General features: G+C 62.6%; 19 protein-coding genes. 5 read left to right on the top strand and 14 right to left on the bottom strand.

Annotated elements, in window-relative coordinates:
• The first annotated feature begins 28 nt into the window (after positions 1 to 28).
• From GJW30_RS21410 to GJW30_RS22785, 5 genes are all read left to right on the top strand, one after another.
• Entirely contained in the window at positions 29 to 757 is a 729-nt protein-coding gene (locus GJW30_RS21410; RefSeq protein ID WP_096358389.1) for a nucleotidyltransferase family protein, read from the top strand.
• Between the two features lie 7 nt (positions 758 to 764).
• Positions 765 to 3,839, top strand: a complete 3,075-nt coding sequence (addB, locus tag GJW30_RS21405) for a double-strand break repair protein AddB (RefSeq protein WP_096358388.1) — start codon at positions 765 to 767, stop codon at positions 3,837 to 3,839.
• Positions 3,840 to 7,274 (top strand): double-strand break repair helicase AddA, encoded by a 3,435-nt coding sequence (gene addA, locus GJW30_RS21400; RefSeq protein WP_096358387.1) that lies wholly within the window; start codon positions 3,840 to 3,842, stop codon positions 7,272 to 7,274.
• Between the two features lie 221 nt (positions 7,275 to 7,495).
• Positions 7,496 to 7,819 (top strand): thioredoxin, encoded by a 324-nt coding sequence (gene trxA, locus GJW30_RS21395; RefSeq protein WP_096358386.1) that lies wholly within the window; start codon positions 7,496 to 7,498, stop codon positions 7,817 to 7,819.
• A gap of 87 nt (positions 7,820 to 7,906) precedes the next feature.
• On the top strand, positions 7,907 to 8,593 hold the full coding sequence (locus GJW30_RS22785; RefSeq protein WP_130364625.1) for a hypothetical protein: 687 nt from the start codon (positions 7,907 to 7,909) through the stop codon (positions 8,591 to 8,593).
• On the opposite strand, the gene GJW30_RS21390 is transcribed toward GJW30_RS22785, so the two are convergent.
• From GJW30_RS21390 to aroA, 14 genes are all read right to left on the bottom strand, one after another.
• The gene (locus GJW30_RS21390; protein WP_130364623.1) at positions 8,517 to 9,323 is read right to left on the bottom strand and encodes a hypothetical protein; all 807 of its coding nucleotides are present in this window, start codon (positions 9,321 to 9,323) and stop codon (positions 8,517 to 8,519) included. The two genes, GJW30_RS22785 and GJW30_RS21390, sit on opposite strands and share 77 nt — an antisense overlap.
• A 56-nt stretch (positions 9,324 to 9,379) precedes the next feature.
• Positions 9,380 to 10,699: a bifunctional folylpolyglutamate synthase/dihydrofolate synthase gene (locus tag GJW30_RS21385; protein WP_096358384.1), complete on the bottom strand. Its 1,320-nt coding sequence runs from the start codon at positions 10,697 to 10,699 to the stop codon at positions 9,380 to 9,382.
• Between the two features lie 16 nt (positions 10,700 to 10,715).
• Positions 10,716 to 11,636, bottom strand: a complete 921-nt coding sequence (gene accD, locus GJW30_RS21380) for an acetyl-CoA carboxylase, carboxyltransferase subunit beta (RefSeq protein ID WP_096358383.1) — start codon at positions 11,634 to 11,636, stop codon at positions 10,716 to 10,718.
• A 115-nt stretch (positions 11,637 to 11,751) separates the two neighbouring features.
• Positions 11,752 to 12,582, bottom strand: coding sequence for a tryptophan synthase subunit alpha (trpA, locus tag GJW30_RS21375; RefSeq protein WP_096358382.1), 831 nt, complete (start codon positions 12,580 to 12,582; stop codon positions 11,752 to 11,754).
• Positions 12,582 to 13,799: a tryptophan synthase subunit beta gene (gene trpB / locus GJW30_RS21370; RefSeq protein WP_096358381.1), complete on the bottom strand. Its 1,218-nt coding sequence runs from the start codon at positions 13,797 to 13,799 to the stop codon at positions 12,582 to 12,584. The genes trpA and trpB overlap by 1 nt, the downstream gene beginning before the upstream one ends.
• 22 nt (positions 13,800 to 13,821) lie before the next feature.
• Entirely contained in the window at positions 13,822 to 14,466 is a 645-nt protein-coding gene (locus GJW30_RS21365) for a phosphoribosylanthranilate isomerase (RefSeq protein WP_096358380.1), read from the bottom strand.
• 42 nt (positions 14,467 to 14,508) lie between these two features.
• On the bottom strand, positions 14,509 to 15,624 hold the full coding sequence (locus GJW30_RS21360; protein WP_096358379.1) for an amidohydrolase family protein: 1,116 nt from the start codon (positions 15,622 to 15,624) through the stop codon (positions 14,509 to 14,511).
• 101 nt (positions 15,625 to 15,725) lie between these two features.
• Positions 15,726 to 16,679, bottom strand: coding sequence for a bifunctional Delta(1)-pyrroline-2-carboxylate/Delta(1)-piperideine-2-carboxylate reductase (gene lhpI / locus GJW30_RS21355; protein ID WP_096358378.1), 954 nt, complete (start codon positions 16,677 to 16,679; stop codon positions 15,726 to 15,728).
• Positions 16,679 to 17,020, bottom strand: a complete 342-nt coding sequence (locus GJW30_RS21350; RefSeq protein ID WP_245408590.1) for a lipopolysaccharide assembly protein LapA domain-containing protein — start codon at positions 17,018 to 17,020, stop codon at positions 16,679 to 16,681. The genes lhpI and GJW30_RS21350 overlap by 1 nt, the downstream gene beginning before the upstream one ends.
• 78 nt (positions 17,021 to 17,098) lie before the next feature.
• Positions 17,099 to 17,416, bottom strand: coding sequence for an integration host factor subunit beta (locus GJW30_RS21345; protein ID WP_096358377.1), 318 nt, complete (start codon positions 17,414 to 17,416; stop codon positions 17,099 to 17,101).
• Between the two features lie 78 nt (positions 17,417 to 17,494).
• Positions 17,495 to 18,466, bottom strand: coding sequence for a signal peptide peptidase SppA (sppA, locus tag GJW30_RS21340; RefSeq protein ID WP_096358986.1), 972 nt, complete (start codon positions 18,464 to 18,466; stop codon positions 17,495 to 17,497).
• 187 nt (positions 18,467 to 18,653) lie between these two features.
• A complete protein-coding gene (gene rpsA, locus GJW30_RS21335; protein WP_096358376.1) occupies positions 18,654 to 20,369 on the bottom strand; it encodes a 30S ribosomal protein S1 in 1,716 nt (571 codons plus the stop codon).
• Positions 20,370 to 20,566: 197 nt separating this feature from the next.
• Positions 20,567 to 21,202: a (d)CMP kinase gene (gene cmk / locus GJW30_RS21325; protein ID WP_096358374.1), complete on the bottom strand. Its 636-nt coding sequence runs from the start codon at positions 21,200 to 21,202 to the stop codon at positions 20,567 to 20,569.
• Entirely contained in the window at positions 21,199 to 22,539 is a 1,341-nt protein-coding gene (gene aroA / locus GJW30_RS21320; RefSeq protein ID WP_096358373.1) for a 3-phosphoshikimate 1-carboxyvinyltransferase, read from the bottom strand. The genes cmk and aroA overlap by 4 nt, the downstream gene beginning before the upstream one ends.
• Positions 22,540 to 22,636: the final 97 nt, after the last annotated feature.

Here is a 22,636-nt window from a genome sequence, read left to right as displayed (position 1 = left end):
ACCTCTAGAATCACGGAACCGAAGAATAATGACCGACACTTCGCGGCCTCGCCGCGCCATGGTGCTGGCGGCCGGGCTTGGAACCCGGATGCGGCCGCTGACCGAGACGATGCCGAAGCCCCTCGTGAAGGTGGGCGGCCGCGCGCTGCTCGACCACATGCTCGATCGCTTGGCCGATCAGGGCGTCGAAGAGGCGATCGTCAACGTCCACTATCTGGCCGACCAGATCAAAGCGCATACGGCAAACCGCAAGAAGCCAAAGGTCACGATCTCGGACGAGAGCGGGCAAATTCTTGGCACCGGCGGCGGAGTCGTCAAAGCGCTGCCGTTGCTCGGTAACGCGCCGTTCTTCCACGTCAATTCGGACTCGATCTGGATTGAAGGGCCGAAGCCAAATCTCGAACGCATGGCCGGCTCATTCGACCCCGCGAGGATGGACGTACTGCTGCTGATGGCGGCGACGGCGACCAGCATCGGCTATGACGGGCTCGGCGACTACGCAATGCTGACCGATGGGTCGCTGCAGCGGCGCAAGGAGCGTCTGGTCGCGCCGTTCGTCTATGCGGGTGTTGCGGTGCTCTCACCGAAGCTGTTTGCGGATGCGCCGCAGGGCGAATTCTCGTTGACGAAGCTGTTCGACCGCGCCGAAGAAGCCGGTCGCCTGCACGGCCTGCGCATGGAAGGCACTTGGATGCATGTCGGAACGCCGGACGCGATCGCCGAGGCAGAGCGGGCGGTTCTGCTGAGTTCGGCTTGAGATCGTGATGGCGCGGCGCCCGCGCATTCTATCGATCCCAGCGTCGGCACCGTTTCTGCCGACGCTGATCGAGGCGTTGGCGAGCGACAAACTGTTCGCGGATTTTCCGACCGCCGGCGATCCGCTCTCGCTCAATCGTGCGACGATCTATCTGCCGACGCGGCGCGCTTGTCGTCTCGCGCGTGAAGCGTTTCTGCGACGCGGCGGAACGGCGGTTTTGCCGCGGTTGATCGCGATCGGCGACGTCGACGAAGACGAACTCGTATTCGCGGACGCAGGTCGCGCAGAAGCGCTGACGGTGCCGCCGGCGATTTCCCCGCTGGAGCGGCGGCTGGTTCTTGCCGGGCTAGTTGAGAAATTTGCCAACGCGAAGGAGATCGCGAGCGGCGACGCTCCACTGATCACCGGTACGCCCGCGCATGTTCTCGATCTCGCCGACGCGCTGGCGAGACTGATCGACGACATGGTCACGCGCGATGTCGACTGGAAGCAGCTCGACAAGCTGGTGCCTGACGATTTCGATCCGTACTGGCAATTGACGCTGAGATTTCTGGGGATCGCGGGCGAAGCGTGGCCGGCTTTCCTGAAGGAGCAGGGGCTCGTCGATCTCTCGACGCGACGCGACGCGCTGCTGGCTGCAGAGGCCGAGCGTTTGCGGAACCGCGCGCCGGGGCCTGTCATCGCGGCGGGTTCAACCGCATCGATGCCCGCGACGGCGCGCTTGCTCGCCGAAATCGCACGGCTGCCGCAAGGCACCGTTGTGCTTCCGGGCCTCGATCTCTCGCTCGACAATGAGTCGTGGAGCAAGATCGGCGGGACGCCGCCGGGTTTCTCCGACCCGAGCGTCGCGCATCCGCAATACGGCATGTTTGGCTTTCTCAATCTCGTCGGCGTCGAGCGCGACGAGGTGGAAGAGCTTGTCGCCGCGCCGCTGGCGATCCGGGATAAGTTGGTCAGCGAAGCGCTGCGTCCCGCGGCCGCGACGGAACATTGGGCGACGCTCGATGGCGGCGATGCGCTGGCGGCGGGATTCGACGATGTCGCCGTGATCGAGACCGAGACGGTGGAGCAAGAAGCGCTCGCGATTGCGGTCGCGCTGCGCGAGGCGATGGAGGATCCCAAACGCACCGCCGCGCTGGTGACGCCGGATCGCACGCTGGCCCGCCGCGTCAAAGCAGCGCTCGCGCGTTGGCGCGTGCCGGTCGAAGATTCCGGCGGTGAGGCGTTGTCGGAATCGGGCGCCGGGATTTTCGCGCGGCTTGCCGCGACGGTGGCGTTGCGCGGCGCCGAGCCGGTGCCGCTGCTCGCGCTGGTCAAACATTCGCAGTTTCGCCTTGGCCGCGGTGAGGGCGGTTTTGCCAAAGCCGCCGTCGCGCTCGAGCGTGCAGTGCTGCGCGGCCCGCGACCCGCGGCAGGCAGTGCGTCGTTGATTCAGGCGGTGGCTTTGCTGAGAGCCGATATCGATGGCGGAAAAGTGCACCGCGCCGACCAGCGTACAAAGCTCGACAAATGGCAGTTTGACGCTGCGGACGAGTTGGCGACAGCTCTCCATGCTGCGCTAGAACCGCTGGAGTCGTTGGCCGGTCAGCAGTCTTCACTCGCCGACTTCGCGGCGCGGCATCGTGCCGTGCTCGATGCGCTCAGCGATCACGATGACGGCGAGGCGGAGCTGATCGATACGGCACTGGCGGAACTTGCCGAATCCGGCGCCGCGCAGTCATTCCGCATGCCGGCGTTTGAGTACCCGGCCTTCTTCGAGCGTGTGCTCGCGGGTCGCGTCACCCGTCCGCCGGAGGACCGCACGGCGCGCGTGCGGATTTTCGGTTTGCTGGAAGCGCGATTGCAGACGGTCGATCGTCTCGTGCTTGGCGGTCTTGTCGAAGGCGTGTGGCCGCCGCAGATGCAGTCGGACGCGTGGCTCAGCCGACCGATGCGGCAGCAGCTTGGGCTCGACCTGCCGGAGCGCCGCATCGGCCTCACGGCGCACGATTTCGCGCAAGCGCTTGGTACACGCGATGTGATCATGACGCGCTCGATGAAAGTCGGCGGGGCGCCGACCGTGCCGTCGCGTTTCACGCAGCGGCTGCAAGCTGTGCTGGGCGAAGGCCCATGGAAGCTTGCGCTGCAGCGTGGCGAGAAATATCGCGCGTGGGCGCGTTCGCTCGATATGCCGGAAACGATCGCGCGGATTGCGGCACCGGAGCCGAAGCCGCCGCTCGCCGCGCGGCCGACACGATTCAGCGTCACGGAAATCGAGGAGTTTTTGCGCGATCCATATTCGATTTACGCAAAGCGCGTGCTTGGGCTTGCGAAGCTCGACCCGGTCGATACCCCGCCGGGCGCGCGCGACCGCGGCAGCGCGGTGCATAACGCGATTGAAGATTTCACCGATCTGTATGCGGACGGATTGCCGAGTGATCCCTACGCTGAATTGATCAAGCTTGGGCGCAAAGCATTCGAGCCTCTGGCGGCGCATCCCGATGCGCAAGCGTTTTGGTGGCCACGTTTTCTGCGCGTCGCGCGCTGGTTCGCCGAATGGGAGCCGGCGCGGCGTGTTGATGTCGATACGGTGTTCGCCGAGAAGCGCGGCGAACTCGAATTCCTGATCGGCGATCGCATGTTCAAGTTATCGGCGCGCGCCGATCGCATCGAGAAGCGCCGAGACGGTTCTTTTGCGCTGGTCGACTACAAGACCGGCAACGCTAAGGGCGCGAAGGAGGTGCTGAGCGGTCTTGCGCCGCAGCTCACGCTCGAAGCCGCGATCGCGCAAGGCGGCGGCTTCGAAGATGTGCCGGCTGGATCGAGCGTGACGGGGCTCACCTACGTGCAGCTCAAGGGGCAAGAGCCGCCGGGTTTGGTGCGTGAACTCTCCGAAGAGGAGACTTGGAAGAAAACGTCGCCGGATGCTGAAGCCGTGCGCGCGTTCGAAAATTTAAAGCAATTGCTGCTGCGGTTCGAGGACGAGAAGCAGCCGTATCTCTCGCGCTCGCGGCCCCAGTTCCGCCAACGCTACGGCGATTTCGATCTGCTCGCGCGCGTGCGCGAATGGTCGGCGACCGGCGGCGTGGTCGAGGAAGAATAGATGGCGGCGCCGAAGAAAATTCCCGAGAAGTTGGAGGCGGCGCAGTTTAAGGCGTCGGACCCGGCCGGCTCGGCTTGGGTGTCGGCCAATGCGGGTTCCGGCAAGACTTACGTTCTTGCGCAGCGCGTGACGCGTCTGCTGCTCAATGGCGTCGACCCGTCGAAAATCCTTTGCCTTACCTTCACGAAAGTCGCGGCCGCAAATATGGCACTGCGCGTTTTCAAAACGCTCGCCTCGTGGACGACGATGGACGACGCGAGCTTGCGCGCCGAGATCGGCAAGATTGAGCGCAAGCCGCCGGATGCGGCGCGTCTACTGCGCGCGCGCCGCTTGTTCGCCGAGACGCTTGAGACGCCGGGCGGTTTGAAGGTTCAGACGATCCACGCTTTCTGCAGTGCGCTGATGCATCAGTTCCCGTTCGAATCCGGAGTTTCGGCCGGGTTCGAGGTGATGGAGGAGCGCGCACAGGATGAATTGATCAATCTGCTGCGCATCGAGGTGTTGCTCGAGGCGGCGCAGAAGCCCGGTACAGGTCTCGCGACTGCGCTTTCGACGGCGTTGATCGTCGCGGCCGACATTACCTTCTCGGATGTGGTGAAGCAGGCCGTGATGCGCCGCTCGGCCTATGAGGCATGGCTCAAACGCGCCGAGAGCGCCGAGGCTGCGCTTGAAGAGCTTAACGTGACGTTCGGCGTTGCGGCGAACGATACAACGGACGTCATCGATGCGGAGATCTTGGCGCGCGGACTGCCGCGCACCGATTGGGCGAATGCTGCCGCAGTGTTCGCGGAAGGCTCTGAATCCGACAAGAAACAGGGCGCACGCCTGCGCCGTGCCTTGTCCAACGGCGGCAGCGGTCTCGACGATTATCTCGATGTCTTCTGCACCGAAGATGGCATGCGCAAGAGCCTGGCCACGAAAGGGCTCGCAGCCGACTATCCGGAATTGATGGCTCGGCTCGATGTCGAGAAGGAGCGACTTGCCGGACTGATGGAGCGGCGTCGCGCGATCGTCGCGCGCGATCGTGCGGCTGCGCTGGCGACGGTGACATTCGAGATCGTCACGCGGTATCGCAGTGAAAAGTCGCGGCGCGGCTTGCTTGACTACGATGACCTCATCGAGAAGACGCGCGCGTTGCTCGACGCTTACGGATCGGCCTGGGTGATGTATCGTCTTGATCTCGGCATCGACCATCTCCTCATCGACGAAGCGCAGGATACAAGCCCTTCGCAGTGGGACGTCATTACGATGCTGACAGCGGAATTCTTCGCGGGCCAAGGCGCGCGCGCGCATGTCCGTCGCAGCATCTTCGCGGTGGGTGACGAGAAGCAATCCATCTATTCGTTTCAAGGGGCGGCGCCACATCTGTTCGACGAGAAGCGGCAGCACTACGAGAAGCTTCACAAGCGCGCGAAGCTGACGTTCTCGCGCGTGCCGCTACGGCACTCGTTCCGTTCGACTGTCGACGTGCTCGGCGCGGTCGACGAAGTATTCAAGGATCCGCGTGCACATGCGGGTCTCGCGCATGATCCGGTCGCGACGCTGCACGAAGCAGTGCGCGCCGACGCTCCCGGGAGCATCGAGATTTGGCCGCTGGCCGATCCGCCCGAGCGCAAACAGCCTGAGCCGTGGGATGCGCCATTCGACGCGGTGAGTGAAGAGAGCCCGCCGGTTATTCTGGCGCGGCGTATCGCGCGTTATGTCGCGAGTGCAATTGCAGCAAAAGAGCCGGTCGAGGCGCGCGACGGCGCGCCGCTACGTCCCGGCGATATTTTGATTTTGGTTCGCCAGCGCGGGCCGTTGTTCGAAGCCGTGATCCGCGCGCTGAAGGTCGCGAATGTCGAGGTCGCGGGCGCTGACCGCCTCGTACTCACGGACCATATCGCCGTGATGGATTTGATGGCGCTCGCCGACGCGTTGCTGATGCGCGATGACGATCTCGCGCTCGCCGAAGTGCTGAAGAGTCCGTTGTTCGGTTTCGACGACGATGCGCTGTTCGCACTCGCATATGGGCGCGGAAAAAAGCCATTGCGCGATGTGCTCGACGGCGCGGCGGACCCGCGTTTCGCCAAAGTCGCTGCGCGATTCAAAGAGCTGGAACAATGTGCGCGTAGCGAAGGCGCTTTCGATTTTTACGCGCGCCTGCTCGGCGCGGATGGCGGTCGCCGGCAAATCCTCGCGCGACTTGGTCACGAGGCCGACGACGCGCTGGACGAGTTTCTTGCGCTGGCGATCGACTATGAGCGGAACAATCCGCCGTCGCTGCAAGGGTTTGTCGCGTGGCTGAGGGCCGCGAATGCTGAAGTCAAACGCGACATGGACGTCGCGCGCGACGAGGTGCGCGTGATGACGGTGCACGGCGCGAAAGGTCTCGAAGCGCCGATCGTCATTCTGGCCGACACGACGAATCTGCCGCGTGGACCGGAGCCGAGCATCGTGTCGGCGACGGCGCGCGAGGACTCGCCGTTGCTGTGGCTCGGGCGCAAACAAGAAGATGCCGCTGCGGGCAATGCGGCACGGCTCACGGCGCATCGCGCCGCCGAGCACGAGCATTTGCGGTTGCTCTACGTTGCGATGACGCGTGCACAAGACAAACTGATCGTTTGCGGCGCGCGGCGGCAAAAGAAGAACCCGGAGAACTGCTGGTACGATCTCGTCAGCGAGGCGTTGAAGCCCGGCGCGGTCGAGCGGCGTGCGCCGGATGGCGAGATCGTTTGGCGCTGGCAGAAGTCGCCGGAATTGCTTGGATTGCCACGGCCGAAGCCTGTGGTCGTTACGGCCGCGCCGGAAGCACCGCCGGCGTGGTTGCGTCAACCCATTGCCGCGGCAAGTCAGGATGCGCGCATTTCGCCGTCGCAAGCGCTGGCGAAGCGCCGAGCACGTTCGCCCGAGCAGGAAGCTGCCGCATTGCGCGCGCGTGAGCGTGGCGTCGTCGTGCATCGCCTTCTGCAATCGCTGCCCGATGTCGGACCGGAGCATCGCAAAACGGCGGCGGAGACTTTTCTCGCGCAACGCAGTGCGCTGCTGCCGGCCGAAGAGCGTGCATCCATCATCGCCAACGTGATGAGCATCGTCAGTAATGCTCGGTTCGCGGCCGTGTTCGCACCTGGTAGCCAAGCCGAGGTGCCGCTCGTCGGTACGCTGACGAAGCTGAATGGTGAGACGTTTACGGTCTCGGGTCAGATCGATCGCCTCGCTGTCACTGAGCAGGACGTCTTGATCGCCGACTTCAAAACCGACCGCGATGCCGGCAAAGGCGGCAGCCTTGCGCAATATGCAACGCAGCTCGCGCTCTACCGGGCCTTGTTGGGTCCGCTCTACCCAAACCGCACCATCCGAGCTGTGCTGATTTGGACCGAGACCGCGCAAGCTCAAGAAATCACTGCAGAATTCCTGGATCGCGCGGCGGTGGAATTCGGCTTGGCGGGGTCTTGATTATCGGTAAGGCGATCCCTAGTTTCCGCCTCCCGATGGGTCCTGGCAGATTCCCAATCGCGCTCTATATTCAGGCTTAGAGCGCCGCAAGGTTCGCGCTAAGTTCCGTTCCGGGCACAGCTATTCGATCCGTTGGATCGTTTTTTCGATTCGCCAGTTCTCTGCATGATCGGACAGAGGGCCGGTCGTCCTCTTTCCTGATCACACGCGATGAGGTCGCTATGAGCGTTTCCAAAGTTTCCGATGCGAGTTTCGAGTCCGAGGTTCTGAAGTCGTCGGAGCCGGTGGTCGTGGATTTCTGGGCCGAGTGGTGCGGCCCCTGCAAGATGATCGCGCCGGCGCTGGAAGAAATTTCGGGCGCAATGGCCGGCAAGGTGAAGATCGTGAAGGTCAACGTCGACGAGAATCCGGCGACGGCTTCGAAGTACGGCATCATGTCGATCCCGACGCTGATGATGTTCAAGGGCGGCGAGCTCACCTCGCGTCAAGTCGGCGCTGCGCCGAAGCAGAAGCTCGAGCAGTGGATCAAGGGCGCTGTCGCGTAACGCACTCCGCTCGCTGATATATTTTCGAGTGCCCGGCCTTCGCGCCGGGCATTTTGTTTATGATCGATGCCGAACGACGGCGTCGGTATGGCAAAGCAGAACGAGCACGGGAAGATCATTGCAGCGGCAGCGAAGGCTGCGCTCGCGCCGATTGGATGTGTTCGGAAAGGACAGTCGCGCACTTGGTATTCGGACGAGCGTTATTGGCTCATACTAGTCACGTTTGATCCAAGCGGTTGGGAGAAGGGGACTTACCTCGTCGTTAGCGCGAGCTGGCTTTGGTATGAGAAAGACTATCAAAGCTTCGACCTCGGCTATCGGATCGCGGATTTTGTGCGTTTCGAAAGTGCCAAGCAGTTTCGTCCTATCATGGAGGAGTATGCCGAAAAGGCAGCTCGAGAGGTTGAGCGTTTGCGCCGCGACCTCGCTTTGATTTCAGATATTAGCCGTCAGCTTTTTGCTCTGGTCCCGACAGGTGATTGGCGCAAGGCAACAGGTCCGGATCGCCGTGCTTTCGAGGCAGCTATCGCTGCTGGATTGGCAGACGATTTTGACACGGCCCGAAAGCTTTTTGACAAAGTCGCAACTTGGGAAACCTTCGGCTATGAATCTCAATTCCAACTGAAGTCGAAAGCGGCACATATCGCAGCCTTCGTTGGAGATAGACATCGCTTCCGAGCAGAGATTCAGCGCGTCATCAACGTACAACGCCGCCGGTTCGGACCATCCGAAGATTCTGCGCTAGTTCACGATCGCGATACAAACGCGCAATGACGTGTCCGATGATGCGCTTTGCTGGGCGAGATTTGATGGATGCTCCGCGAATGACATTCAATTCAATAATTGGCACCCACCGATCCACAACGCCCGCGTTGGACCGAATATCTCTCGCTCTGGCGGGCGAAATTTCGGCGTTTCCAGTCTTCACATCGTAGATTGCAAGAGTCTGTCCAGTGTCATCTCGGAGCACGACGTCGGTCCGGATGCTGCCGGGCGCTCCGTACCCGATAGGGCCTGCATCGCGGAAGCTTTGTTCGACATCATAGTAGCCGATGCCTTCTATTCCCATTCCCCGGACGGTCCACCCAAAAGCGGTGTGGACCGCAGTGCCGTACATTTGAGGCGTCCATGTTGGGATAAAGTCCATCTTCTCCATGACGTTGCCTAGCGTTTCGCTGAGGGTTCTGGTCGTGCGGTCAATCCTTGGGTCGCCAGTGTAAGCTTTCGAGTAGTCAATATTGACAGACCCGGCCGCGATGTATTCCGCGCCGTCGAGAGACGACGCGCTCTCGTTGTCGATGACGTTGTCGTCGTATTGCGCGGACGCCCCGCCACCGCTCGTCCAGCGACCCAACTCGTCGCGCGGTTGATCGGGATTGAAGTTCTCCTTCAAGGCGAGGAGAAAAGCCGCAAATTTCTCGTCCGCACGAGCCGCAAGGACTTGTTGCTTGAGGGAAATCAGCTCGCGATGCGCGAGCTCCAATTCTCGAAAATGAGTCTGCAAATCACGCCTCCGGTCTAGGAATAATAGACTAAGGCATAATTTCCTAAAAAACAAGCTTACGTCGGCAGCGTTTCGTTTTGCCGCAGGACGTCGCCGGCCAGATAGAGGGAGCCGGTGATCAGGATGCGCGGCGGGGGCGTCGTCTTGAGTTGCGCGGCGCGGTCGAGTGCCTCGGTCAGGCTGAACTTGGCCTCCGCCGCGATGCCGACCCGGCGGGCGGCTTCGACGATCTGCTCCGGCAGCACGGCTTTCTCTGAATCCGGGATCGGCACCGCGATCAAGCGGCGCGCGAGACCCGAGAAGTGCTGCAGGAAGCCGTCGATGTCTTTCGTCGACAGCATGCCCACCACGAGCACCAGCGGACGCGACACGCGCTCTTCGATGTCGGCAAGCGCTGCCGCGATAATGCGGCCGCCGGCCGCGTTATGGCCGCCGTCGAGCCAAAGTTCGGCGCCCGGCGGAATGATCTCGGTGAGTTTGCCGGATGCGATGCGCTGCATGCGCGCCGGCCATTCGGCGGCCGCGACGCCTTTCTCGTAAGCTTCGGTCGGGATGCGCCAGTCTTTCAGCGCGCGTAGCGTCGCGATCGCGGTTCCGGCATTCTCGAACTGATGATGGCCGGATAGGCGCGGCGCCGGAAGATCGAGCAAACCGTCATCGTCCTGATAAACGAGGCGGCCGTTCTCTTCGCCGACGGTCCAGTCTTCGCCGGCGACGAGCAGTGGCGCGCGCGCTTTCGCGGCCGTGCGCTCGATGACGGTAAGCGCTTCGCTCGGCTGTGTCGCCGTGATGCACGGAACGCCCGGACGAATGATGCCGGCTTTCTCAGCTGCGATGAGCGGAATAGTATCACCGAGAAATTCGACGTGATCGCGCGAGATCGGCGTGATGACGGTTGCGGCAGGTTTATCGATGACGGTCGTCGCATCGAGGCGGCCGCCAAGGCCGACTTCGAGCAGCAACACGTCGGCGGGATGCCGTGCGAACAGCAAAAATCCTGCGGCCGTTGTGATCTCGAACTGCGTGATCGCTTCGCCGGCGTTGGCCTTCTCGCATTCGAGGAAGGCAGCGGCGAGTGTTTCGTCGTCAACGATCTTGCCGCCGCCCGGTGCGCCGAGACGATAGCGCTCGTTGATGCGGACGAGGTGCGGCGACGTGTAAGTGTGGACGCGCTTGCCGGCGGCTTCGAGGATCGCGCGCAGGAATGCGACGGTCGACCCCTTGCCGTTGGTGCCGGCCACTTGAATGGCGGGCGGTACGTCGCGCTCCGGATGACCGAGTGCCGCGAGCAGCCGGTGCATGCGCCCGAGCGACAGATCGATCTTCCGTGGATGAAGTTCGGCAAGGCGTGCCGCGATGGCGTCAACGGAATTCATGGCGCCATCGGTGCGATCAAGGCGTCTGCGCGGCGAGCTGGACGAGATCGGCGGCAGGCTTCTCGTGCGTCGGCAGCGAAACGTCGTAGGCCGGAGCCTTCATGAACACGCGGCACAGGCGCGCGAGCGTAGAGCGCATGTCGTGACGATGCACGACCATGTCGACCATGCCGTGATCGAGCAAATATTCGGCACGCTGAAAGCCTTCGGGGAGTTTCTCGCGGATCGTCTGCTCGATCACGCGAGGGCCTGCGAAGCCGATCAATGCGCCGGGCTCAGAGATGTGGAGATCGCCGAGCATCGCGTAAGACGCTGTAACGCCGCCGGTGGTCGGGTTCGTCAGCACGACAATGTAGGGCAGACCCGCCTCGCGCAGCATCTGCACGCCAACCGTGGTGCGCGGCATCTGCATCAGCGAGAGAATTCCTTCTTGCATGCGCGCGCCGCCGGACGAGACGAACAGGATGAATGGCGTCTTCTTCGCCAAGGCTGTCTCGAAGCCGCGGATGATGCCTTCGCCGGCAGCCATGCCGAGCGAGCCGCCCATGAAGTCGAAGTCTTGCACGGCCGCCGTCACCGGCAGCGTCTCGACCTCGCCGTAGCCGATCTTCACGGCGTCCTGCATGCCGGTCTTGGTGCGCGCGTCGCGCAGGCGATCGGCATAACGCTTCTCGTCACGGAAGCGCAGCGGGTCGGTCGCGACCTCCGGAGGGATGATGTCTTCGTAGCGGCCGTTGTCGAACAGCGACTGCAGGCGCGCGGTGGCGCCGATGCGCATGTGATAGTTGGAGCCCGGAATGACGAACTGATTCGCTTCGAGATCTTTGTGAAAGACCATCTGCCCGGTCTCGGGGCACTTCACCCATAGATTTTCCGGAACCTCGCGTTTGAAGAGGTTCTTGATCTTCGGGCGGACGACGTTGGTGATCCAGTTCATCGTGTATCCGTGGTGACGCAAAAAAATTGCGGCTAAATATTCGAGCGAACGTGCCTAATCTAATTGTGCTTTGTGGCGATTTTAACCCGCCACGCACGCGAAAACAGATGGAAAATCAAGCCGAACGAGCGCTGCGCACACCTTCGGCGAGGCTGGACACGAGGCTCGTTACTGCACTCACGGTTTTGCCGTTGCCGCGGCCTTCGGCATCGAGCGTTCCCTTCAGAGCATCGATCAATGCGGAGCCGACGACGACTCCGTCCGCCTTCGACGCGATCGCGCGCGCGTCCTCGGCGGTGCGTACGCCGAAGCCGACCGCAACCGGAAGCTTCGTGTGGCCTTTGATGCGCGCAACGGCTTTGGCCACCGCATTCGCGTCAGGCTTTGCCGTGCCGGTGATGCCGGTGATCGAGACGTAGTAGACGAAACCGGATGTGTTCGCGAGCACGGCCGGCAAACGCTTGTCGTCTGTCGTCGGCGTTGCGAGGCGAATGAAGTTGAGGCCGGCTTTGAGCGCCGGGAGGCAAAGCTCCTCGTCTTCCTCGGGCGGCAGATCGACGACGATGAGGCCGTCGACGCCGGCATCCTTCGCGTCGGCGAGAAACTTGTCGACGCCGTATATGTAGATCGGGTTGTAGTAGCCCATCAGAATGATCGGGGTGGCGGCTTCGTCCTTGCGGAAGGTGCGCACCATGTCGAGTGTCTTGGCGAGTGTCGCGCCGCCTTTCAGCGCGCGTTGCGAGGACGCTTGGATCGCCGGGCCGTCCGCCATCGGGTCGGTGAACGGCATGCCAAGCTCGATCATATCGGCGCCTGCCTTCGGCAGAGCGCGGAGGATTTCGAGCGAAAGTTTTGGGTCCGGATCGCCGGCGGTGAGGAAGGTCACGAGCGCGGCGCGGCCTTGCGCCTTGAGGTCGGCGAGGCGGGTGTCGATGCGGGTGGTCATTAAATTTTGCCTCCGAGCCGGGCGGCGACCGAGTCGAGGTCCTTGTCGCCGCGGCCCGAGAGGTTGACCACCATCAAGTGATCCTTCGGTTTCTTGGCTGCGATCTCCGGCACCTTGGCAAGCGCGTGGGCGCTTTCGAGAGCCGGGATGATGCCTTCGATGCGGCAGAGCTGCTGGAAAGCCTCGACGGCTTCGTCGTCCGTCGCCGAGAGGAAATTGACGCGGCCGACATCGTGTAGCCACGCGTGTTCGGGGCCGATACCCGGATAGTCGAGACCGGCGGAGATCGAGTGCGCTTCCTCGATCTGGCCGTCCTTATCCATCAACAGATACGTGCGGTTGCCGTGCAGCACGCCCGGACGTCCGCCGGCGATCGACGCTGCGTGCAACTTATCGAGGCCATGGCCGGCGGCTTCCACGCCGTAGATTTCGACGCTTGCGTCATCGAGGAAGGGGTGGAAGAGGCCCATCGCATTGGAGCCGCCGCCGATGCAGGCGATCAGCGAGTCCGGAAGGCGGCCTTCGGCCTCCTGCATCTGCACGCGCACTTCATCGCCGATGACGCATTGAAAGTCGCGCACCATGGCGGGGTAGGGATGCGGGCCCGCGACAGTACCGATGCAGTAGAAGGTCGAGCCGACGTTGGTCACCCAATCGCGCAGCGCTTCATTCATCGCGTCTTTCAGCGTGCTCGAACCGGATGTGACCGGAACGACCTTCGCGCCGAGCGCGTTCATGCGCATCATGTTCGGGCGCTGCCGCTCGATATCGACGGCGCCCATGTAAACAATGCATTCGAGGCCGAACTTCGCGCAGAGCGTTGCGGTCGCAACGCCATGCATGCCGGCACCGGTCTCGGCGATGATACGCTTCTTGCCCATGCGCCGCGCCAGCATGATCTGGCCGAGCACGTTGTTCACCTTGTGCGCGCCGGTGTGATTGAGGTCTTCGCGCTTCAGGTAAATTTTCGCGCCGCCGATTTCCTCGGTCAGGCGTTCGGCAAAATAGATCGGCGAGGGACGGCCGACATAATGCTTGAGATGGTGCGTCATCTCGCGCTTGAACGCCGGATCCTTCTTCGCGTCGTTGTACGCCGCCTCGAGCTCGTGGATGAGCGGCATCAGCGTTTCGGCAACGAAGCGTCCGCCATGCATGCCGAAGTGGCCGCGCTCGTCCGGGCCGTTGCGGAAAGAATTCGGGGTCGGCGAAACGTTCATCAAAGTCCCTTTTGGGTCTTGCTCAGGTCACGCCCCGCGCCGCCCGGATGAAAGCCCGGATGCGATCGGGGTCTTTCTCGCCAGGCGCGCGTTCGACACCGGACGAGACGTCGACGCCCGGTGCGTGCGTGATGCGAAGCGCTTCAGCGACATTGTCGGGGTCTAGGCCGCCAGACAGCATGAAGGGCACCTTGGTTTCAACCCCGTGCAGCAAATTCCAGTCGAACGGCACCCCGAGACCGCCCGGACGGGTGGCATCCTTCGGCGGCTTGGCGTCGAAAAGTAGGCGGTCGGCGACGGCCTCGAAAGCCGGAATTGCCGCTAGATCGGCCGCAGTCGCGATCGGCAGCGCCTTCATGACGCGTTTTCCGCTCGATTTGCGGATTTCTGCGACCCGTTCCGGCGTTTCAGAGCCGTGCAGCTGGAGCCAGTCCGGCTTTGCTTCGTCCAGGATCGAGGCGATGGAGGCGTCGTCGGCGTCGACCACCAGCGCGACCGTCTCGGCATGACCACTCGCGTGGGCGATGAAGCGGGCGGCGTCGGCGAGCCCGATGTTGCGGGGGCTCTTCGGAAAGAAAACGAATCCGACCATGTCGGCGCCGGCATCGAGCGCGGTGTCGAGCGTATCGAGGGTCTTCAGCCCGCAGATCTTGACTATGGTGGACATGACGGCGCTGACTTGAGCGATCGGCGCCGTTAGGTCAAGCGATCAGCCGCGCTTCTTCATGAAGGCGGTGCGATCCAGCCCATAGACACGACGGGCATTGCCTTCGAGCACCTTGCGGCGGTCTTCGGCCGAGAGGTTGAGTTTATCGATGTATTTCTTGGTGTCGTCGAAGTGGTGGCCGCTCTGCGGATCGATGCCGCGCACGGCGCCGACCATCTCGGACGCGAAAATGATGTTCTCGACCGGTATGACGCGGAACATCATGTCGATGCCGGCCTGGTGATAGACGCAGGTGTCGAAAAACACGTTCTTGAGCAAGTGCTCTTCGAGCGGCGGCTTCTTCATATCCTGAGCGAGACCGCGGTATCGGCCCCAGTGGAACGGCACCGCGCCGCCGCCGTGCGGGATGATGACGCGGAGCTTCGGGAAATCCTTGAAGAGATCGCCCTGGATGAACTGCATGAAGGCGGCGGTGTCGGCCGCGATGTAGTGCGCGCCGGTGGCATGGAAGTTTGCATTCGCGGAGGCGCTGACGTGGATCATTGCCGGCACGTCGAGTTCCGAGAGCTTCTCGTAGACCGGATACCAATAACGATCGGTCAGCGGCGGATCTTTCCAGAACCCGCCGCTCGGGTCCGGATTGAGATTAACGCCGACGAACCCGTACTGCTTCACGCAGCGCTCCAGTTCTTCGATGCAATTCTTCGGGTCGACGCCAGGCGATTGCGGCAATTGGCCCACGCCGATGAAGTTCTCCGGCATCAGTTGGGTGATGCGGTAGATCAACTCGTTGCACAGCCGAGACCAATCGGCGCTAGTCTCGGCGTTGCCGATGTGATGGCCCATGCCGGAGGCGCGCGGCGAGAAGATCGCAACGTCGGTGCCGCGGTCGCGCTGGAATTTGAGCTGCGGCTGGACGGCTTCGCGTAACTGATCGTCGGTGATCTTCAGGCTCGCCGGGGAAGGCTTCTGGCTTGGATCCTTGAGACCCGCGATTTGCGCCAGACGCCAATCGAGAAAACTCTTCGGTTCGGTCGTGAAATGGCCGTGCGCGTCGATCACGAGTTGTTTGGTGTCCTGCGCGAAGGCCGCGTTTCGCGCCGTCGCCGTGAGAGCGGTCGCGCCGAGGCCAGCCAATATCGTTCGCCGAGAAATCATGGCGTTCTCCCTTTTGCTCACGTTCTTTGCGTGGCGATGCGGCAGGCTAGCACGGTGTTCCGGCGGTTACGGCGTGGAAAATAAGCGGCCAGCCTTGCGCTTCAAGCGACGGAGATCTGCTCCCAGAGCAGGATCGCGGCGGCCAAATCCTCGATCGCGGTGCCGACGGATTTGAAAAGCGTTATCTCGTCTTTGTTTTTCCGGCCCGACGCTTTGCCGCGAGAAAGGTCGAAAAGGTCGCCGCGAATATCTTCGATTTTGAGTAGGCCGGAGACGAGCGGCTGCACGATGTCGCCGGCTTCTTTGGTCGCGCCCGCGCGCGTGTCGACGTAAATCCCGGCACGGCGGATCGTCTCGTCGTCGGCCTCGCGCATCTCGGGCGTGAAGCCGCCGACGAGATCGACATGCGCACCGGGCTTAAGCCACGCGCCTTCGATCAGCGGCGTGCGCGTCAGCGTCGCGCAGGAGACAATGTCGGCATCGCGCACGGCAGCTTCTCGATCGTCCGCGATGGTGATCGCGAAATCTCCGTCGCGCAGCGCGTGTGCGAGTTGTTCGGCGCGCTCGCGGCCGCGGTTCCACAACGTAACGCGGCGGATCGGCCGGACGCTCGCATGTGCGCGCACAAGTTTCGCCGCGAGCGCACCGGCGCCGATCATCGTGAGATGCGATGCATCCTCGTGCGCTAGACTTTTTGCCGCCAGTGCCGAGGCAGCCGCAGTGCGCCATGCGGTGAGCTCGGGTCCGTCGATGACGGCGAGCGGTGCACCGCTGTCGCCGGCGAGCAGGAAGTAGTTGCCGTAAACCGAAGGCTCGCCGCGCGCGACGTTTTCGGGGAACACCGTCACCATCTTGGTGCCGACATAGGGCGTGCCGTCACGCCCCGCGCCCCATGCGGGCATCAGCAACAACGTCGCGTTGTCGGTCGGCCGATCGAGCGTGTGATGATGGCGGACGGGCACCGTGAAGTTGCCGCGAAACGCTGAAGAGAGCGCCGCGATAAGCGCCGGAAACGTCAGTGTTGCTGCTACTTCTTGCGCCGTGATGATGCGCATCAAACGACCGGCGGCGGCAACAGCGGCACTTCGTTGCGCTTCACTTCTGGTTGCAATGCATCGCGCTCGACACGCAACGCGCGCAATTCGGATTCGCTTTGGCGCGCGGCTTTGCGCCAACGGCCTTGGCTGATCCATGTCGCGAGGCTGCCGATCAATACACCGACGACCATCAGCAGAATGATGAGGATGAAAAGTGGAACCGTGACCGAGAGTTCGGGAGCGGCTTCGCCGAACGGATCGAGCGAGACCGTCACGAAGTGGCGGTTCGCTACGGCGAACACCACAAAGATGATGCCGAGCGGCACCACCACGAACATCATGAAAAGCTTGCGTAACATTGAAAGGATCGAGCCAACCTAGATAATGAAAGCGCGAGTCTGGTCGCGAGCGATTGGCGCGTCAATCCTCCGAGCAACTCACTCGTCGTCGCTGTCGTCGTTGGCCGCTTCAGGGTTGTCCTTGTTGAGACGCTCGCGCATCTCTTTGCCTGTCTTGAAGAACGGCACGCTCTTCTCGTTGACGGCAACATGTTCGCCGGTCCGCGGATTGCGTCCCGTTCGTGCAGGGCGTGCTTTGACGGAGAACGCGCCGAAGCCGCGCAATTCAACGCGGTCTCCTCGTGCCATCGCGTTGATGATCTCATCCAATATCGCGTTGACGATGTTCTCGACGTCACGCTGATAAAGGTGCGGGTTCTGCGCAGAGATCCGTTGAACCAATTCGGACTTGATCATTCGGTTGCCGCCCCCTTGGCGCCCCAACAGTCACGTATGACTTTGTATCTTAAGTGATCTTGTCGTTGAATCTTGGGGTTAATTAACCGAAGGGTGCCAAAGCGCCAACAGACCGTCAAGGTTTGCACGGTCGATTGCTTGAACAACTCCGTGGCCCTCGACCCAACGTGCTGCACTGCCAAAACCAAGCGCGTCGAGCGCGCCGACGGTTGCAAGATGCAAAAATGACATGTCGCCGAGGCGTGCTTTGAGCTTCCAATCGCGAATTCGGGTGCTGGCTGGCACTTTCTTCTCCACCGCGAGCCATTCGCGCGCGGTTTGCTCGTTTCCGATGCGGTCGATCAGCTTCAACGCGATGGCCTGACGGCCGGTGAAGACGCGTCCATCTGACGCTTGCGTCAGTTGTGCGGGATCGAGGCTGCGGCGCGTTTGGACGAGTGTCTTAAACCAGTCGAAGGAGTCTTGGACCAGTGACTCGAGTGCTGCGCGCGCTTCCGGGCTTGTTGGCTCAAGGCCATTCGGCGCGGCTTTCAGCGGGGCGGAGCGCACCGTCTCGACATTCACGCCGACGGTGTTGAGCAGCTTAGACACATTCGGAAGTTGGAATAGAACGCCGATCGATCCGACCAGCGACGTGTCGAGTGCGAAGATTTGGTCGCTCGCCATCGCGGCGATGTAGCCACCGGACGCCGCAAGACCATCGACGACCACGACGGTCGGCTTGGCCGCGGCGACCTTACGCAGCGAGTCGTAAAGCTGCTCGGATCCCGCGACGGTGCCGCCGGGGCTGTCGATGCGGACGATGACGGCTTTGGCGTTCGATTTCGCCAGGCGGTCGAGCGCCTCGGTGCGTTCGTCGTCGTTGCGGATCACGCCCTGGATCTTCACGCGTGCGACATAAGCGCCGCCTCGCTCGCCGCTCGCCAAGAACAGGCGCGTCGAGAGCGCAACGATGGCGCCGATCGCGAACACAACCGCGACGACGCGCCAGAAGGTCAATTTGCGCCGCATGCGGCGGCGATCAACGATCGCATCTGCTTCGAGTGACATTGAAAAAATCCCTCGCGAATTTGCGCGGACAGTGACGAGACGCAGGCGTTCCGTCAAGGCTATCGGTTGCGTGAACAAGCCGTTGCGCGATTTCGTCAAATCATTGTGGCGAAAGAAAAATCCGGCGCAAAGAAAAAGCCCCCGGATGCGATCCGGGGGCCCGTTCGTGTTTGCGTAAGCGCGACGCTTACTTGTCGTTCTTGTCGCGCTGCTTGAGGGCGGCGCCGAGAATGTCGCCGAGCGACGCGCCCGAGTCGGACGAGCCGTACTGCGCGATCGCTTCCTTCTCTTCCGAGATTTCCAGTGCCTTGATCGAGACGCTGACCTTGTGCGACTTGCGATCGAACTGGATGACGCGGGCATCGACCTTCTGGCCGACCGCGAAACGCTCCGAGCGCTGCTCCGAACGATCGCGTGCGAGTTCCGAACGCTTGATGAAGGTTTCGAGGTCGGTGCCGATGATCTTCACATCGATGCCGCCTTCCTTCACGTCCGTCACTTCGCAGGTGATGACTGCGCCCTTCTTGAGCTCACCCGACGTTTCGGCAGCAGCGAACGGATCGCCGCCGACCTGCTTGATGCCGAGCGAGATGCGCTCCTTCTCGACGTCGACGTCGAGAACCTGGGCACGCACCATGTCACCCTTCTTGTAGTCGTCGATGACCTGCTCGCCCGGCTTCTTCCAGTCGAGGTCGGAGAGATGGACCATGCCGTCCACGTCGCCGTCGAGGCCGAGGAACAGACCGAACTCGGTCTTGTTCTTGACTTCGCCTTCGACAACCGTGCCGATCGGGTACTTGTCGATGAAGCTTTCCCACGGATTGCGCACGGTCTGCTTGAGACCGAGCGAAATACGGCGCTTGACCGGATCGACTTCAAGCACCTGTACTTCGACTTCCTGCGAGGTCGAAACGATCTTGCCCGGGTGAACGTTCTTCTTCGTCCACGACATTTCCGAAACGTGGATCAGGCCTTCGATGCCCGGCTCCAGTTCGACGAATGCGCCGTAGTCCGTGATGTTGGTCACGCGGCCCGTGAACTTCGCCTGCAGCGGGTACTTGGCATCGATGCCCTGCCACGGATCGTCGAGCAGCTGCTTCATGCCGAGCGAGATGCGGTGCGTCTCGTGGTTGATCTTGATGATCTTGACCTTCACCTGCTGACCGATGTTGAGCACTTCGGACGGGTGATTGACGCGGCGCCACGCAATGTCGGTGACGTGCAGGAGACCGTCGATGCCGCCGAGATCGACGAATGCACCGTAGTCCGTGATGTTCTTCACGGTACCGTCGATGACCTGACCCTCTTCGAGGTTCTGCACCAGTTCCTGACGCTGTTCGGCGCGCGTCTCTTCGAGCACCGTGCGGCGCGAGACGACGATGTTGCCGCGGCGGCGATCCATCTTGAGGATCTGGAACGGCTGCGGCTGATTCATCAGCGGGCCGACGTCGCGGATCGGACGAATGTCGACTTGGCTGCGCGGCAGGAACGCCACGGCGCCGTCGAGGTCGACCGTGAAGCCACCCTTGACCTGATTGAAGATGACGCCCGTGACCTTCTCGTTGGCCTGGAAGGCCTTCTCGAGCTTGCCCCAGCTTTCTTCGCGGCGTGCCTTGTCGCGCGACAGCACGGCTTCACCGAGCGCGTTCTCGACGCGCTCCAGGTAAACCTCGACGGTGTCGCCGATCTTGATTTCGTTCTGACGGCCCGGGCCCATGAATTCGCGCAGGGCGACACGGCCTTCGGTCTTCAAGCCGACGTCGATGATCGCAAGATCCTTCTCGATGCCGACAACGGTTCCCTTGATGACGGAACCTTCAGTCATTTCTCCGGAGCCGAACGATTCGTCGAGCATCGCGGCAAAGTCATCGCGCGTGGGCGAAAAAGAATTGGCAGTAGCCATGAGTTCTCCTGAGCGGCGCGTCGGCAGGTGGGTTCAGATGGCGTTCCGTCGCGCGCGGGCCGAAAGCTCCGCGAACCTTCGGCGACTACTCGATGACGAGCAGGCCGGCGCATTGACCGTGCGTGATGGAACGATTGATTGGTGTTGCGAGCAACGCGCGCAAAGGACGTCGGCGGGCTTCCTCCAATGACGGGAGCCTAAGCTCTCCGGCCCGCCCTGACGGCCTCGACGATATCGATGGCTGCCTGGAACGCCGCGTCTATAGACAAATGCGTCGTATCGAGCAAGTGCGCGTCGTCCGCCTGAATGAGGGGGGAAGCAGCCCGGTTCCGGTCCCGTTCGTCGCGGGCCAGGATGTCGGCGAGGATTTTAGCCGCATCCGGGGCCTCGCCGCGGCCACGAAGTTCCAAAACACGGCGCTCAGCCCTCGCTTCGGGGCTGGCGGTGACGAAGATTTTGACCTCGGCATTCGGGCAGATGACCGTGCCGATGTCGCGGCCGTCGATTACGGCGCCTTTCGGCTGAGCTGCGAAGCGGTGCTGGAGGTCGACGAGGGCTGCCCGGACCTCCGGATAGGCGGAAACCACCGAGGCAGCATCGCCAACCTGGTGCGATTTCAGCGAAATCTCGTCGAAACTCGCTAGATTGAGCGATTTTGCGGCTTTTTCGGCCGCCGTTCGGTCCTGGAGACCTGCGCCGTTGTCGATCACTGACTTGGCGACGCCACGGTACAATAATCCGGTATCCAGGTGCGGAAGGCCGTATTGGGCGGCCAGTTTCTTCGAGAGGGTGCCTTTGCCGGAGGCGGCCGGTCCGTCGATGGCGATGATCATGACAGCTCGGCGCCAAGACCGCGCATCAGTTCCGTGAAGGCCGGGAAGCTGGTCGCTATGAAGGTCGAGTCGTCGACCGTCACGGGCTTTTCGGACGCTAGGCCCAAGACAAGGAACGACATGGCGAGGCGGTGGTCCATGTGGGTTGCGACAGTGCCGCCGCCCGGCGCGGCGCGGCCATTGCCGCGCACGATGAGGTCGTCACCGTCGATCTCGCAATCGACGCCATTCGCTTTCAACCCGTCCGCGGTGGCCGCGAGACGATCGGACTCCTTCACGCGCAGCTCTTTCAGGCCGCGCATGCGCGTCTCACCGGTCGCGAAAGCAGCCGCGACAGCGAGGACGAGATATTCGTCGATCATCGATGGGGCGCGTTCAGCCGGCACATCGACTCCCTTGAGCGTGCTCGCGCGAACACGCAGATCCGCGATGTCTTCGCCGCCTTCGTAGCGCGAATCGAGCGTCTCGATGTCGGCGCCCATCTCGCGCAGCGTCGTGATGAGGCCGATGCGGAGCGGATTGATCATCACGCCTTCGAGCACGACCTCCGAGCCCGGCACGAGCAAAGCGGCGACGATCGGAAAAGCGGCGGATGACGGATCGCCCGGCACGACGATCGGGGCCGGGCGCAGCTCAGGCTGGCCGATGAGTGTTATGCGGCGTCCGTGTTGGCCTTCCGGCAGGCTGACGACTTCGGCGCCGAAGTGGGTGAGCAGGCGCTCGGTATGGTCGCGGCTCGCTTCGTCCTCGATGACGGTGGTCTCGCCCGGCGCGCACAAGCCAGCAAGCAGAACCGCTGATTTGATCTGCGCCGAGGCGACCGGCGTGCGATAGGTGATCGGGATCGGATCGCGCGCGCCTTCGATTACGAGCGGCAAGCGTGTTCCGGATGCTTCTTCGACGGCGCGCGCGCCCATCTGCTTCAGCGGATCGAGAATGCGGCCCATTGGGCGTTTGCGCAGTGACGCGTCGCCATCGAATGCGACGCGGATCGGGCAGCCAGCGACCGCGCCCATGGTGAGGCGCACGCCGGTGCCGGCATTGCCGAAGTCGAGGGTGTTTTTCGGCTGCAGGAAGCCGCCGACGCCGACGCCGCGCACCGACCAGTCACCTTCGCCCTTGCGCACCACGGTCGCGCCGAGGGCCTGGACGGCTTTCGAGGTCGCGATAACGTCTTCGCCTTCTAGCAGGCCGGTGACGGTGGTCTCGCCGACCGCAAGCGCTCCGAACAGCAGCGCACGATGCGAGATCGACTTGTCGCCGGGGACGCGAATGCGGCCCTTGAGGGCGCTGCTGCGGCGCGCCTGCTGCGGCTTCGGGTTGGAATGAGCGTTCAAGATCGGTCCGTTCGGGTCGAGAGTTCTGTGCGGCGCCCTGGTAACACGAGCCTGCTCGCTACGTCATCTCGCCGTTGCGACGCGTAGGGTTTTGGCC

It is taken from the genome of Variibacter gotjawalensis (genome assembly GCF_002355335.1).
In the GTDB taxonomy this organism is placed as follows: domain Bacteria; phylum Pseudomonadota; class Alphaproteobacteria; order Rhizobiales; family Xanthobacteraceae; genus Variibacter; species Variibacter gotjawalensis.
This window is presented reverse-complemented; position numbering and strand designations above follow the sequence as displayed.

Excerpts from the sequence above, each read along its gene's own strand:
- GJW30_RS21410 (WP_096358389.1), top strand. The coding sequence starts at position 29 with ATGACCGACACTTCGCGGCCTCGCCGCGCCATGGTGCTGGCGGCCGGG.
- addB (WP_096358388.1), top strand. The coding sequence starts at position 765 with ATGGCGCGGCGCCCGCGCATTCTATCGATCCCAGCGTCGGCACCGTTT.
- addA (WP_096358387.1), top strand. The coding sequence starts at position 3,840 with ATGGCGGCGCCGAAGAAAATTCCCGAGAAGTTGGAGGCGGCGCAGTTT.
- trxA (WP_096358386.1), top strand. The coding sequence starts at position 7,496 with ATGAGCGTTTCCAAAGTTTCCGATGCGAGTTTCGAGTCCGAGGTTCTG.
- GJW30_RS22785 (WP_130364625.1), top strand. The coding sequence starts at position 7,907 with ATGGCAAAGCAGAACGAGCACGGGAAGATCATTGCAGCGGCAGCGAAG.
- GJW30_RS21385 (WP_096358384.1), bottom strand. The coding sequence starts at position 10,699 with ATGAATTCCGTTGACGCCATCGCGGCACGCCTTGCCGAACTTCATCCA.
- accD (WP_096358383.1), bottom strand. The coding sequence starts at position 11,636 with ATGAACTGGATCACCAACGTCGTCCGCCCGAAGATCAAGAACCTCTTC.
- trpA (WP_096358382.1), bottom strand. The coding sequence starts at position 12,582 with ATGACCACCCGCATCGACACCCGCCTCGCCGACCTCAAGGCGCAAGGC.
- trpB (WP_096358381.1), bottom strand. The coding sequence starts at position 13,799 with ATGAACGTTTCGCCGACCCCGAATTCTTTCCGCAACGGCCCGGACGAG.
- GJW30_RS21365 (WP_096358380.1), bottom strand. The coding sequence starts at position 14,466 with ATGTCCACCATAGTCAAGATCTGCGGGCTGAAGACCCTCGATACGCTC.
- GJW30_RS21360 (WP_096358379.1), bottom strand. The coding sequence starts at position 15,624 with ATGATTTCTCGGCGAACGATATTGGCTGGCCTCGGCGCGACCGCTCTC.
- lhpI (WP_096358378.1), bottom strand. The coding sequence starts at position 16,679 with ATGCGCATCATCACGGCGCAAGAAGTAGCAGCAACACTGACGTTTCCG.
- GJW30_RS21350 (WP_245408590.1), bottom strand. The coding sequence starts at position 17,020 with ATGTTACGCAAGCTTTTCATGATGTTCGTGGTGGTGCCGCTCGGCATC.
- GJW30_RS21345 (WP_096358377.1), bottom strand. The coding sequence starts at position 17,416 with ATGATCAAGTCCGAATTGGTTCAACGGATCTCTGCGCAGAACCCGCAC.
- sppA (WP_096358986.1), bottom strand. The coding sequence starts at position 18,466 with ATGTCACTCGAAGCAGATGCGATCGTTGATCGCCGCCGCATGCGGCGC.
- rpsA (WP_096358376.1), bottom strand. The coding sequence starts at position 20,369 with ATGGCTACTGCCAATTCTTTTTCGCCCACGCGCGATGACTTTGCCGCG.
- cmk (WP_096358374.1), bottom strand. The coding sequence starts at position 21,202 with ATGATCATCGCCATCGACGGACCGGCCGCCTCCGGCAAAGGCACCCTC.